General features: G+C 33.3%; 11 protein-coding genes, 1 tRNA gene and 1 pseudogene. 9 read left to right on the top strand and 4 right to left on the bottom strand.

Going from position 1 to position 13,628, the window contains the following annotated elements:
* Positions 1-146 precede the first annotated feature (146 nt).
* Complete coding sequence (locus tag ACFOZZ_RS12140) at positions 147-722, bottom strand: alpha/beta hydrolase (protein WP_376815328.1); 576 nt, start codon at positions 720-722, stop codon at positions 147-149.
* 445 nt (positions 723-1,167) lie between these two features.
* Here ACFOZZ_RS12140 and ACFOZZ_RS12145 point away from each other — a divergent pair.
* A pseudogene (locus ACFOZZ_RS12145) lies at positions 1,168-2,219 on the top strand (SulP family inorganic anion transporter).
* Positions 2,159-2,713 (top strand): STAS domain-containing protein, encoded by a 555-nt coding sequence (locus tag ACFOZZ_RS12150; RefSeq protein WP_278861735.1) that lies wholly within the window; start codon positions 2,159-2,161, stop codon positions 2,711-2,713. The pseudogene ACFOZZ_RS12145 and the gene ACFOZZ_RS12150 overlap by 61 nt, the downstream one beginning before the upstream one ends.
* Before the next feature lie 43 nt (positions 2,714-2,756).
* On the opposite strand, the gene ACFOZZ_RS12155 is transcribed toward ACFOZZ_RS12150, so the two are convergent.
* Positions 2,757-3,503: a MurR/RpiR family transcriptional regulator gene (locus tag ACFOZZ_RS12155; RefSeq protein ID WP_278861734.1), complete on the bottom strand. Its 747-nt coding sequence runs from the start codon at positions 3,501-3,503 to the stop codon at positions 2,757-2,759.
* A gap of 123 nt (positions 3,504-3,626) precedes the next feature.
* Here ACFOZZ_RS12155 and ACFOZZ_RS12160 point away from each other — a divergent pair, with 123 nt between their 5' ends.
* The 6 genes from ACFOZZ_RS12160 to ACFOZZ_RS12185 all read left to right on the top strand — a co-directional run bounded on the left by ACFOZZ_RS12160 (position 3,627) and on the right by ACFOZZ_RS12185 (position 10,871).
* Positions 3,627-5,105 carry a glycoside hydrolase family 1 protein gene (locus tag ACFOZZ_RS12160; RefSeq protein WP_055234072.1) on the top strand — a complete coding sequence of 493 codons (1,479 nt, stop codon included), beginning with the start codon at positions 3,627-3,629 and terminating at the stop codon, positions 5,103-5,105.
* Between the two features lie 310 nt (positions 5,106-5,415).
* Complete coding sequence (locus ACFOZZ_RS12165; RefSeq protein WP_286696953.1) at positions 5,416-6,684, top strand: galactokinase; 1,269 nt, start codon at positions 5,416-5,418, stop codon at positions 6,682-6,684.
* A 77-nt stretch (positions 6,685-6,761) separates the two neighbouring features.
* Positions 6,762-7,448: a DUF134 domain-containing protein gene (locus tag ACFOZZ_RS12170; protein WP_070101868.1), complete on the top strand. Its 687-nt coding sequence runs from the start codon at positions 6,762-6,764 to the stop codon at positions 7,446-7,448.
* A 46-nt stretch (positions 7,449-7,494) separates the two neighbouring features.
* Positions 7,495-7,578, top strand: a tRNA-Leu gene (locus ACFOZZ_RS12175).
* Positions 7,579-7,628: 50 nt separating this feature from the next.
* Complete coding sequence (locus ACFOZZ_RS12180) at positions 7,629-8,852, top strand: GDSL-type esterase/lipase family protein (RefSeq protein ID WP_278779086.1); 1,224 nt, start codon at positions 7,629-7,631, stop codon at positions 8,850-8,852.
* Between the two features lie 75 nt (positions 8,853-8,927).
* On the top strand, positions 8,928-10,871 hold the full coding sequence (locus ACFOZZ_RS12185) for a GDSL-type esterase/lipase family protein (protein ID WP_376815329.1): 1,944 nt from the start codon (positions 8,928-8,930) through the stop codon (positions 10,869-10,871).
* 56 nt (positions 10,872-10,927) lie between these two features.
* Here ACFOZZ_RS12185 and ACFOZZ_RS12190 read toward each other — a convergent pair whose 3' ends face one another.
* Complete coding sequence (locus ACFOZZ_RS12190) at positions 10,928-11,074, bottom strand: hypothetical protein (RefSeq protein ID WP_187114897.1); 147 nt, start codon at positions 11,072-11,074, stop codon at positions 10,928-10,930.
* 27 nt (positions 11,075-11,101) lie between these two features.
* A complete protein-coding gene (gene asnB / locus ACFOZZ_RS12195) occupies positions 11,102-12,685 on the bottom strand; it encodes an asparagine synthase B (RefSeq protein WP_376815330.1) in 1,584 nt (527 codons plus the stop codon).
* Between the two features lie 457 nt (positions 12,686-13,142).
* On the opposite strand from asnB, the gene ACFOZZ_RS12200 reads away from it, so the two are divergent.
* Positions 13,143-13,340 carry a type II toxin-antitoxin system HicA family toxin gene (locus tag ACFOZZ_RS12200; RefSeq protein ID WP_055234076.1) on the top strand — a complete coding sequence of 66 codons (198 nt, stop codon included), beginning with the start codon at positions 13,143-13,145 and terminating at the stop codon, positions 13,338-13,340.
* Positions 13,341-13,628: the final 288 nt, after the last annotated feature.

The following is a 13,628-nucleotide window of genomic DNA, read 5'->3' on the forward strand; positions in this document are numbered from 1 at the left end:
ATAACGGCGACGATAGTGTGAAGACGCGACAATAGCAAGCTGCCAGGTCCTTTTTTTATGCCTTCCTTCAAGAGGGCTTTTTTAGTACAAAAAAACATCTATCTTGCGATAGATGTCTTATCATTAATAAACTTAAATACTTTATTTCAATAAGCGTTTGGATTCATATATAAGCTATTTGCATGTGTTGCGCCTTTGACACTATATAATTCCTTCTCACACTTTGCAGCTTTATATACTTCTAATCCCATAGAATAAGGGACGAAATCGTCTTTCGTACCATGAATAAACATCATTGGTTTCTTACATTTCTTAACTGCTTCTAGACTACTTGCTTTTTTAAAATCATAACCTGCTTCAATATTTGACATAATATTCGATATATCCATGACAGGGAATGGAGGTAAACAAAATCTCTTATCTAATTCGCTAGAGAATATATCATATACACTCGTATAACCACAATCTTCAATATAACAAACGACCTGTTCTGGATTATCTTCTGACAACATCATAGACGTTGCACCACCCATAGATACACCATGTACTATAATCTTTGCGTCTGGATCTTCATTCAAAATCCAATTAATCCAAAGCTTCATATCATCCTTGTCAAGATAACCCATACCAATATGATTCCCTTCACTCTTACCAGAAGCACGATCATCAGGTAATAATACATTATAGCCATGTTCATAATATGGTCTTCCAAAAGGCATCATATTTCTATTATCCACTAATAACCGTGAATAATAATAGCCCACTTATGCGTGTCTTGTGTCTTATAGTTACCTGAGAGTTTTAATTTATCCTTACTGATAATCTGTGTTAAAGAAGTTTCTTTATAAAAGGCATCTGCTTCATTTCACTCTCTTTATTTTTTATCATAATTAATTCATTCTCATTTGATGCATGGACTGTTGTCTTCACATTTCGTTCACTCGAGTTACTAGCAGGAGACAAAGCATAATTCACAAAATAATGACCTACTCCAATACTTCCACAGAATGTATTGTATACTAAAGTTAGTTTGAAATTAATAGTTTTAATATCAAACAAATAAAAACATATACAAATATATATAATATGTTAATGTCAGATTTTTTCTCAACATTATAAGAATTTTAAGTTATATTTGAACAATATTTTTTGGGAAAGGAAAGTATTGTGTTAAATAACTATGTTTTAAGATTAAAAAGTGAGTTTAAGGGGTATAACTCACAAAAGTTAGTAAAGGATATAGTTGCAGGCTTAATTACTACCATTGTCGCAGGTTTACTCATTGGGGGACTATCAGGTGCCTCTTATCAGATTTCAGGCCCTACAGGAGCTATGTCAGCCATTCTTATTTACTTATCTACTACTTATGGTTTACAGGGAGTATTTGTAGCCGGTTTTATTTCAGGGGTCATGTTATTGATTGCTTCATTATTTAAATTTGGTAAGGTTGTATCTTTTATTCCAAGTAGTGTTATTACAGGTTTTACAAGTGGTATTGCGATTATCATTGCGACAGGACAAATTGATAACTTCTTTGGTGTGACTTCTAAAGGAGGCAATACAATTGAAAAGCTTCTATCTTATTTTAAATTAGTTTTTCCTATCAATAAGTATGCTTTAATGGTTGGCTTACTTGTTGTCTTTATTATGTTGATCTGGCCTAATAAATGGGCAAGTGTATTCCCATCATCTTTAGCTGGTATTATTATTGCATTAATTGTAAATATCGTAGGACAGTTCGATGTAACAGTTGTAGGTAAGATTCCTACTACATTATTTCCAGATGCAAGACTATCTATTTCTAGTCTGAATCTTACAACTGTAACTCATCTTATTATTCCTGCTTTTAATATAGCGATGCTTGGAATGATTGAATCATTACTATGTGGCGCAAGTGCAGTAAGATGAAAAATGAAAAGCTAGATGCAGATATGGAATTATTTGGGCAAGATGTAGGTAATATGGTCATTCCATTTTTTGGTGGGGTACCAGCCACTGCTGCTATTGCACGTACAAGTGTCGCAATCAAGGCAGGTGGACAGACAAGATTAGTCAGTATTTTCCATGCGATTGCATTACTTATTTCTATGTTTGCATTAGGTCCTTATATGTCATATATTCCTTTATCAGCTTTAGCTGGAGTACTTATCATGACTGCATGGCGTATGAATGGGACGAAATCAAATCTATATTTAGAAACCGTATTAAAACAAGCATGACACAGTTCTTAGTCACTATGCTTGCAACAGTTGTCTTTGACTTAACAGTCGCAATTGTATTAGGTATCTGTGTTTCAATGTTCTTGTTTGTGATTAATAACTCTTCATTACATGTTGAAACAAGTGCCATTGAACCACATAGATTAGATAAAGAAATCAATTATAACCATTCTACAACACGTGTTGTTTATGTCGCAGGACCTTTATTCTTTGGAAACCAGGATCAGCTCTTATCAAAAGTAAGAGAACTCATCGATGGATGTGATCATATCATTCTCTCAGTAAGAGGTGTTCCTTCTATTGATGATTCAGGTATTCATGAATTAATGGATGTTGTAGAGTTATGTCGTGCACATAAAGTACAGTTCTATTTTACAGGTGTACAAAATAATGTTATGAGACAGTTAAGAAGACATCATTTTGATGCATATGTAGGTGAAGACGTATTCTATTGGGATGTTATTAAAGTTATAGAAATGTTGGAAGGAAAGTAGGGAAACCTACTTTTTTTCATAAGAAAAGAAGTGCCATGCACTTCTAGATAGACAACATATTAATAAGAATTTCAATAAACATACAGGAAATACTTTCATTATCAATAATTGAATTATGAGATAAATAAGAACCAGGTAATGTAATCGTATGTTTAAAATAATCAGATAAAGGGGCTTTCTCATTTAAAGTAATTAAATAAGAGTTCTCTGGTAATGTATCCTGAATATTAGGAACAAGATAATGAAGAACACCATTCTTACTTCCGTTAATAGAGAAATAAATAAATAGACTCTCATTATTGACTGCATTTAAAAGATGTGTGAACTCTAGATAATCCTGTGCTAAATAATTCATATAGCCTAGATCCTGTAATCCATAGCTTAATTGTTTAGCTGGTAAAGAAGAATAATGCATCCCACAAATAGAAATATTATTTGCTTTTTTTATATCTTCAATCAGATGTTCTATGACTGTTTGATTCATCATCTTAAAATGATTCATAGTATTGATATAGTGATTCACCAATGATTCAAATTTAGATCCATTATCTTCATGATGTGAATTCTTTAAATCATTCATTAATTCAAAACGGAAGTCTTTATAACCTTTAAAACCAAGACTCTGACAAAATCTTAAAACAGCAGAAGTAGATGTCTCTGCCTGATTTGCTAGTTTTGTGATTGTATAGGACTCCACCTGTTCGGGATGTTCTAGTATATAATCACATACCTTCTTCTCTGCATTGCTGAATTGTGTCTTCTTATGTTCAATAGTATTTAATAAGTTCATTTTAATCACCTGTTTTCATTGTATAGAATCATGATAATATTGTCAATAATGCTTGACAAAACTATTAAATAGTGTGAATATTATCATATATGAATGATAATATTATCAAAAGGAGATATGAATATGAAACAATTACCAGAAGGATTCTTGTGGGGTGGAGCCACTGCGGACTTTCAGTATGAAGGTGGATTTAATGAAGGAGGAAGAGGATTACTTTCTCATGACTATGAAACAGATGGTTCATTAGAACATCCAAGAGCTCATACTTTACAAAGAGCAGATGGTTCTATCATTAGACCTAGAAGCTCATTCTTTTATGCTGATCCAGTACCACAAGACGCAAAACCTATCTTTTTAGATGACCAGTATTATCCAAGTCATCAGGCTGTAGACTTTTATCATCACTATAAAGAAGATATTGAACTCATGGCAGGCATGGGATTTAATGTATTTCGTTTTTCTATCTGCTGGAGTCGTATTTATCCAACTGGAGATGAATTAACACCTAATGAGGAAGGATTAAAGTTCTATGATGATGTCATCAATGAATTAGAAAAGCATGGTATGGAACCACTTATCACAATCTGTCATGATGAAATGCCTATGCATCTCGCTATTAAATACAATGGCTGGGCGAATAAACATGTTATTGATTGTTATGTGAAGTACTGTCAAACATTATTTGAACGTTATGGTTCTAGATGTAAATACTGGCTGACATTTAATGAAATCAACGCAGTCAGAGGATTTGGTCCATGTGGTACAAGAGAAAGTGATGGCTATACACGTTATCTAGGTGCACATCATATGTTTATTGCAAGTGCAAAAGCAGTCATTTTAGGTCATAAGATGATGCCTGATTCAATGTTTGGGGCAATGTATGCGATGAGTGAACTCTATCCTGCAACATGCAAGCCAGAAGATATGTTCCACCATATGTTAGAAAGAAGAGAAAACTGGTATTTTATTGATACAATGGCAAGAGGTTATTACCATCCTTACGCAAAAGAAGTATGGGCTCACCATGGTGTAGAGTCTCTTCCTATTACAGATGAAGAAAAAGATATCTTGAAAGAAGGACAATTAGACTTTGTTTCATTCTCTTATTATCGTTCAAATACAACCAAAGAAGGAGATCCTTGGTTTAATGTAGGTGGATCTAGTAACCCTTATCTAGAAAATACACCTTGGGGGTGGCCTATTGATGCGTTAGGATTACGTTATTGTATGAATGAAATCTATGATCGTATCCAGAAACCAATCTTTATTGTAGAAAATGGTATGGGTGCCATTGATGAAGCCGATGAGAACGGATATGTAGAAGATGATTATCGTATTGATTATCTAAAAAAACATCTTTCTGCAATGGCTGATGCAATCAATGAGGATGGTGTGGATTGTTTAGGTTATACAATGTGGGCACCTATTGATTTAGTTTCACTATCCACTGGTGAAATGAAGAAACGCTATGGCTTTATTTATGTAGATATGGATGATAAAGGACATGGTACACTCAAGCGCACAAAGAAAAAGTCTTATAACTGGATGAAGCATATTATTGAAACAAATGGAGCTGCATTAGATGACTCGAATAGTGAATAATCACTATTCTTTTTTTGTATTCGTTTACATATAATGACAAAGTCATTACAAATCCTAAATAGTCTTAGTGTATAAGTAAGGCTATTTAACACCTTAAAATAGGTGTTTTAAAACTGCAGTTTACATACAATTTAAAAATATACGATATATACACATGAAAATGAATTATTCACAGTTATGCACATTATGCACAAATATTATATAAATTGATTATGTAAGATTACAGTTAAAAAAGAGTTAGAAACATTGTATTAGATGAAATAAGTGTTAAAATAGAAATGCAACCGATTACAAAAAAGGAGATAAAATCATGAAAGCATCTGATGTAATGAAAAGACTTTCTAGTGGTGAAATGATTTCTATATTAAAGGAAATCTATTCAGAGAAATTAGATCAACAGATACTCAGATACAAAGATGCCGTCCAGTCCTTTATTGATTATTTTGGTGATCAGGATATTATGATCATCAGTGTTCCAGGTAAATGTGAAATTGGTGGCAATCATACAGATCACCAGCGTGGACGTGTACTTGCATCTGCTATTCAGTTAGATTCTATTGCGATAATTGCGAAACAAGAGCGCTATGCAAAAGTAATCTATAATGAAATGAGTATTAATGAAATAGATACAGAAAATATAAAATATAATGAAGCCAAGAAAGGTACAATGGAATCATTGATCAATGGTGTTTTATTTGGATTGAACCAGAAGAATTATCATATTGGTGGTTTTAATGCTTATATTGAATGCAGCATTCCTAGAAATGTAGGTCTAGGTTCTAGTGCTAACTTTGGTATTATGATTGGTACAATTATTAACCATTTATATAATGAAGGACAGATTGAAAATAAATATCTTGTCCAGATTGGTCGCTTTGCGACAAATACATTTTATTGTAAACCAAGTGGTTTAATGAATGAATGTGTCTGCTGTGTAGGTGGATTTATTAAAGTGGATTTTAAGGATCCTAATTCACCAGATATTTGTAAACTAAATATTGATTTTTCTAATTTCGATTATACTTTATGCAGTGTGAATTCTAATCTGATTAGATCAGATAATACAGTTGATTATGATGCAGTGCCTGCAGAAATGATTGAGGTCGCTCACTTCTTTAAGAAAGATGTCTTAAGAGAAGTCTCTTTTGATGAGTTTATGAAGAATTATCGTATTGTTAGAGCAAGAGTAGGAGATCGACCAGCACTTCGAGCACTTCATTTCTTTAAAGAAGAAGAACGTGTTTTAAAGCAGTCAGAAGCTCTTGAAAGGGGAGACTTTGATACATTCCTTAGATTAGTGAGAGAATCGGGCGATTCTACTTTTAAAGCTCTTCAGAATATTTATCCACAGGGAAGTACACGTTGTCAAAATGTTGGAACAGCTATTGTCTTAAGTGAGAATTACTTAGGTGATGATGGAGTTGTAAAGGTCAATGGTGGAGGATTCTCAGGAACCATGCTTGCCTTTGTGAAAACTGATAGATTAAAAGACTATGTTGCTTATATGGATTCTATTTTAGGAAAAGGATCATGTTATGTGATTCATACAAGAGAACAAGGCGCAATTAGATTACTATAAAGCAGTGAAAAACTGCTTTTTTTTCATAGTGTTTGTGATATAATGTTACCGACATATGTCAGTAACTGGAGGCGTGTATGGTTAGACCAAAGAGATCAAGGACAATTACAGGAGTTCCTGACTACAATATGTTTGTACCTGATGGCATTCCTCAAAGAGGCTATATAGAGCTTGCTTTAGACGAATTTGAAGTCATACGCTTAATTGATTATAAATCTTATACTCATGCCAAGTGTGCTAAAAAAATGAATATCTCACGTACAACAGTCACTGAAATATATGCCGGGGCAAGAAAAAAGATAGCACGTAGTATAATGGAAGGCTATCCTTTAAGAATTGAATGTAATGAATGTGCAAAAAAGGCAGGATATCCTGTGATAGACGTAAAAGGAGAACATATTATGAGAATTGCAGTAACTTATGAAAATGAATCAGTGTTTCAACACTTTGGTAAAACTTCACAGTTTAAATTATATGATATTGAAAATAATGAAATCAAAGAATCACAGGTTGTAGGTACAGAAGGATTAGGTCATGGTGCATTAGCTATCTTATTATCTAATATGAATGTAGATGTATTGATCTGTGGTGGTATTGGTAGAGGTGCTATTATGGCATTAAGTGGTTCTAATATTAATGTAGTGGGTGGAGTAACTGGTGATTGTGATGCTGCAGTGAAAGCTTATTTAGCTGGTACTTTAACTCCTGATGCAGAAGCAACTTGTGGATGCAGTCATGATAATTGTGAATGTCATCATGAATAGTAATTGACAAATAAATAAAACGAGAATAAAATCAACACTGTTGAATGCTCGGATGGTGGAATGGTAGACACGCCAGTTTCAGGTACTGGTGGTTTATGCCGTGTGGGTTCAAATCCCATTCCGAGCACCAATGGTCCAAGACGTGGGAGACCACGTTTTTTTAGTAAGAGGAGGTTCTATATGAAAAGGTTATTAGGTTTATTCCTTATTTTTGTACTTTGTATAGGCCTGACTCCATCTGTTGATGCTTATTCCAATGATCTTGTTCAGTTCATTGGTGATTCATATACACAAGGTTATTCAAGTGATGGTATGATCGTGGGATATAATTTATGGTATGTCCAGGCATGCCGCAAAGCACATCTGAAATATACTTCAGCATCGTATGGTGGTGTAGGGTTTGTGAAAAAGTCTGATGGACGCACATTTAGTACTTTATTAGATGAAGGCAAAGGTAAAAGAAATGCGAAATATGTAGTCATTACAGGTGGCTATAATGATAAGGATTTTTCTTATAAGACAATTAAGAATAAAGTCTATGAAACAGTAAAAAAGGCACAGACGCTCTATCCGAAAGCAAAGGTCTATGTAGGTATGACAGGAGATTCTGTAAATGAACATTTTAAGACTGTTATACAGGCATATAAGGATGGTACAAAAGAAGCAGGAGGTATTTATATTACTAATAGTGAAAATGCCTTAAATGGTAATCAGAGCTATTTTTCATCCGATGGTCATCATCCTAATAAATACGGACAGCGTGCTCTTGGTGAAACAATAGGTGGTTATTTCATGAAATGTAATAATGTGCCTGTCTATACAAAAGCTGCTTCTATTAAGATTGGTGCAGGTATTTATGCAGTTAAGAATAGACACTTTATAAATATCACAGGTCTTTATGATAACTATTATATGGTCAATGGTATTGTAGATACATCTAAGACAGGTATTGTAGAAAATGATGGTGAATATTATAAGGTGGATGAAGGTAAAGTAGATACATCATACACGGGAATCTGGTCTTATAATGATCAGCAGTATTATCTTACAAATGGTCATACAGATAAGACTATGACAGGTTCCATAAAAGCAAATAAAACCTGGTATTATGTAGAAAATGGTGTTGTTGCGAATAAGGATACTTTAATGCAGATTGATGATCAATGGTATTATGTACATCAAGGTAAGATGGATAAGAGCTACACCGGATTAGTAGAATACAATGGACAGAACTATTATGTCGTGAATGGTATGGTAGACTTTAGTAAAACAGGCATGATTCATTTGAATGGTCAGTTATGTTATATTAAGAATGGTGTTTTAGAGAATAGCTATAGTAATTCTAATCTCTATAATGGTTCATGGTATTATATTCATGGTGATGAAATTCGCTGGTTAAAGTGAACACTATTGACAAAAATATAAAACAAGAATATATATAGAAACGTGGGTATCCACGTTTTTTATATGGAGGTAATTATGAAAAAATTAATAGGCGTTTTCATTTTTCTGCTTATTTGCATGAGTTCACCTGTTTATGCAGAGAATCATGATCTTGTACAATATATTGGAGATTCTTATACTGAAGGTTATTCTAGCGATGGAATGATTACAGGAGATGATGTGTGGTATGTTCGGGCAAGTCATAAAGCAGGACTTGATTATACACAGGAATCTTATGGTGGTATAGGATTCGTTGCTAAGTTATCGGGTAAGACATTTAGTACTTTATTAGATGATGGAAAAGGGAAAGATGCAAAATATGTAGTCATTGCAGGTGGCTATAATGATATGTATTATTCTTATGATACGATTAAGAATAAAGTCTATGAAACAGTAAAAAAAGCCCAGAGATTATATCCTGATGCAAAGATTCTTGTTGGTATGACAGGAGATGCTACAAGTGATCATTCACGATTTAAGAATGTCATCCAAGCATATAAAGATGGCACAAAAGAAGCAGGTGGTATTTATATCACCAATAGTGAATATGCCTTAAATGAAAATAAGAATTACTTCGCATCAGATGGTTACCATCCTAATGTGAAAGGTCATCAAGCCATTGGTGAAACAATTGGTGGCTATTTAATGAAATGCGAAGATATAAGAGTCAATTCTTATGCCTCTACTATTACTATAGGAGCAGGCACTTATGCCACTTCAAATGGTCATTTTATGAATACAACAGGTATTTATCACAATTACTATATGGTAGATGGTATTGTGGATCAGTCCATTTCAGGTGCTATTAAGTATGAAGGTGAATATTATAAAGTGGATGCAGGTAAAGTGGATACATCTTACACTGGTCCATGGAATTATAATGGAACAACCTATTATTTAGTGAGTGGTCATACAAATAAGAATATGAATGGTCCAATAAAGAACAAAGGTTATTGGTATTATGTGGAAAACGGTCTTGTGGTTAACAAGAATACGATCGTGTACTTTAATGGAGACTGGTATTATATTCATAATGGTAAGCTAGATAAGGATTATACAGGTTTAGTAGACTATAATGGAAAGACATATTATGTAGTTGATGGTGTAGTGAATCATTCATGTAATGGATTGACTTATATTAATGGTGAATGGTGTTATATCGTTAATGGTGTTTTAGATACAGGTTATAATAATCTGATTCTTTATAATGGTACATGGTATTATGTAGATCATGGTAAAATCAACTGGCATTATACAAATCTTGTACAGTATTATGGTACTTGGTACTATGTGGAAAATGGTAAGATCAACTGGAATAAAAATACATTATGTCAGGTTAATGGTCATGGTACTTGGTATTATGTAGAGAATGGTCAAATCAATTGGCATTATCAGGGATTGGTTTACTGTAATAAAGAGTGGTACTATATTAAAAATGGTGTTCATCAAACAAACTATTCTAGTCTTGTACTTTATAATGGCACTTGGTATTATGTGAAAAACGGTAAGATTGACTGGTGTTATACAAACCTTGTACAGTATCATGGTACATGGTATTTTGTAGAGAATGGCAAGATCAACTGGGGTAAGAATACATTGTCCCAGGTAGATGGACATGGTACTTGGTATTATATTGAAAACAGTCAGATCAATTGGCATTATACTGGTTTAACACAATATTTTGGTACATGGTATTATATCCAGAATGGTGCATTGAACTGGTCTTATAATGGATTGGTGTATTATCATGGGACTTGGTTCTATGTCCATAATGGACAGATTGACTGGAACTATTCTAATCTCGTTTTATATAATGGTACTTGGTATTATGTAGAGAATGGCAAGATCGACTGGAATAAGATAACTTTATCTCAGGTTGATGGGCATGGTACATGGTACTATGTTGAAAATGGACAGATCAACTGGTCATATAATGGCTATTACAACAACCATACAATTCATAATGGTGTTGTATGTTAGGGGACATGATGTCCCCTTTTTTATGCAAAAAAAAGACTATGAAATCAGTCATAGTCTTATAGAAACATTAATAGTAATCCAAATGCAAAGAAGATAAGAATAAGATAGATTACAACCTTAATACTCCACTTAAAGATATAGTACATAAGAATAAATGGAAGAAATGCGAGAAAGAACATCATTGATAATAATGTACTTAACATAATCATCACCTCATTCTCATTATAACATTATTTTCCAGAGTCACCATAGTTTTTAAGTACTCTAGCACTTGGGTCATTGACATCACAGTTTTCCCAAGTCTTATTAGGCATCCAGAAATCCTTGATCCATTTGGCTTTCCCTGGGTAATAAGATTCAAAGATATCACGATATAATAGAGATTCTTTAGTAAATGGTGTGCAGTAAGGATACTTATCCTCAGCATTTTTAACATCTTCATCTGTATAGAGTGAATCAGCATATTCTTTTAAATAATCCACCATAGAATGTCCAACAGCATCAGAGAAAGCTGCTTTTTCTCTAAATAAGATATCCTGAGGAAGATAGTTTAAACCTTCAAAAGCATGTCTTAAGAGATATTTACCTTTATTGTATGTGTTCATCTTCTTCTTTGGATCAATACGCATTGTATAATCTACAAAATCAAGATCTGCGAAAGGAACACGACCTTCTAAGGCATTCGCACTAATACATCTATCTGCTCTTAATACATCATACATATATAATTCTCGCATACGTTTCTGAGATTCTTTCTGAAATTCTTCAGGACTAGGCGCAAAGTCTGTATATTTATAACCAAATAATTCATCACTGACTTCTCCTGTTAAAATAACCTTTAGATCAGTATGTTCATGAATATATTTACATAATAAGTACATACCAATACTTGCACGAATAGTTGTAATATCCCATGTTTCTAATGTGCGGATGACTTCTCTTAAAGAACCGAGTACATCTTCTTTAGTCATGATTACTTCTGTATGATTAGTACCTAGAAATTCAGCTACTTCTTTCGCATACTTTAAGTCAATTGGATCTGTTTCCATACCAATCGCAAATGTCTTGATAGGTGTATCAGTAATACGTTGACCAATCGCACATACTAAAGATGAATCTAAACCACCAGATAATAAATAACCAACAGGGGCATCACTCTGTAATCTCTTTTTAACGGCTTCAATTAGTTTAACACGTAAGTTCAAGGCGATTGTTTCTACATCATCATTATGCATTAATTTCACATCAGCCACATCATTGAAGCATATAAACTTCTCACCATCATAATAATGTCCTGGTGGGAAAGGCATGATTTCTTTACAGACAGGCATTAAAGCTTTAGCTTCAGAACCAAATGCGATAGTCCCTTTTTCAGTATATCCATAAAACATCGGACGAATACCAATTGGATCTCTTGCAGCCATCATCTTGTCAGTTAATGCATCATATAAACAGAATGCATATTCACCATCTAAATATCTTACAAGTGTATCTAAACCATATTTTCTATATAAAGGAATTAATACTTCACAATCACTAGAAGACTTAAAAGTATATTCATCCATAATATTCTTCTTTAATTCTGGATAGTTATAGATTTCTCCATTACATACCACAATAGTATGATCATCAGAAAAAGGCTGCATACCCTTTTCGCTTAAATCCATAATAGCTAATCTATTAAAACCAAAAGTTTTATCGAATAATCGAGAAGTCTCGATCATATCTGGACCTCTGCCTTCAATCTTTCCTAAAGCTTCATCAAATACATCAATTTCTAGTTCTTTAGAACCTACTGTTAAAAAACCACACATTTACATCTTCCTCCCTATACTTGAGTCAAAAAAACTCGCTTTGTGGTGCGAGTATCTTACTAAGTCGTTGAGTCTATAACTAAGTACAGACATACTTCAAAGAGCATGCGATACCCGCCAGCGGTAACGTCGCTGAAAGAACGTTCTAGCCTACTTGCATTATGCTTTGGGTAGACAGCTCAGAGGTGTTCTTCATCTATCACTTAACTGTAAGTCTTCCACCATCACTTACTCGCTGGAGTCTCTGTCATAGAATACTCTCCTCGTCTTCGCCTTTGTTGGGTTTAAGTATAATACAAAGATTTATTCAACGCAATAATAAATTATTATAAAAATGTTAAAAATTAATCGTAATTTAGCATATATACTAATTTGTGAATAAATATGTCGCTATATGTAAAAAAATCATTAAAGATTATAAATGTGGTAGAATAGAGATAGACAAGGAGGAAAGACCATGAAAGCAAGAACGTATTCCATCATAGAATTCAAAAGAATATTAGAAAACAATGGTTATCGATTCCTTAGACATGCAAAAGGGGACCATTGTATTTACTCTAATGGTGAGCGCACTATTACTATTAAGAGGACTCATGTGAATAAGATGATTGCCCGTAGACTTATTAAGGAATATGATTTAAAGGTAGATGATTAGCATCTCTATTCACAAAACTTAAGTATGAAAATAACCTCTAGACGAATAGCCTAGAGGTTGTTTCTGTTTCTAGTAATGAGTCAATAATTTGTATTTTTTGATGAAATGTAGGAGTTTGCATAAGTACATTATTCAATTGCTTAAAAAAATATTTTATTATAAATCGCTCTTTTTAAGAAAATTGTTGCTTTAGGTTATCTTATTCAGCGAATATACCATAACGATATTCGTAATATGCTTCCTTAAGTGAAATAGGCATAGGTGTAGCTCTTACCATTTCATTACTGA

This window comes from Catenibacterium sp. GCM10023432 (assembly GCF_042651925.1).
Lineage (GTDB): Bacteria > Bacillota_I > Bacilli_A > Erysipelotrichales > Coprobacillaceae > Catenibacterium > Catenibacterium mitsuoka.

Bases quoted from the DNA above. Each gene is read 5' to 3' on its own strand.
- ACFOZZ_RS12140 (WP_376815328.1), bottom strand. From the start codon at position 722: ATGATGCCTTTTGGAAGACCATATTATGAACATGGCTATAATGTATTA.
- ACFOZZ_RS12150 (WP_278861735.1), top strand. From the start codon at position 2,159: ATGGCGTATGAATGGGACGAAATCAAATCTATATTTAGAAACCGTATT.
- ACFOZZ_RS12155 (WP_278861734.1), bottom strand. From the start codon at position 3,503: ATGAACTTATTAAATACTATTGAACATAAGAAGACACAATTCAGCAAT.
- ACFOZZ_RS12160 (WP_055234072.1), top strand. From the start codon at position 3,627: ATGAAACAATTACCAGAAGGATTCTTGTGGGGTGGAGCCACTGCGGAC.
- ACFOZZ_RS12165 (WP_286696953.1), top strand. From the start codon at position 5,416: ATGAAAGCATCTGATGTAATGAAAAGACTTTCTAGTGGTGAAATGATT.
- ACFOZZ_RS12170 (WP_070101868.1), top strand. From the start codon at position 6,762: ATGGTTAGACCAAAGAGATCAAGGACAATTACAGGAGTTCCTGACTAC.
- ACFOZZ_RS12180 (WP_278779086.1), top strand. From the start codon at position 7,629: ATGAAAAGGTTATTAGGTTTATTCCTTATTTTTGTACTTTGTATAGGC.
- ACFOZZ_RS12185 (WP_376815329.1), top strand. From the start codon at position 8,928: ATGAAAAAATTAATAGGCGTTTTCATTTTTCTGCTTATTTGCATGAGT.
- ACFOZZ_RS12190 (WP_187114897.1), bottom strand. From the start codon at position 11,074: ATGTTAAGTACATTATTATCAATGATGTTCTTTCTCGCATTTCTTCCA.
- asnB (WP_376815330.1), bottom strand. From the start codon at position 12,685: ATGTGTGGTTTTTTAACAGTAGGTTCTAAAGAACTAGAAATTGATGTA.
- ACFOZZ_RS12200 (WP_055234076.1), top strand. From the start codon at position 13,143: ATGAAAGCAAGAACGTATTCCATCATAGAATTCAAAAGAATATTAGAA.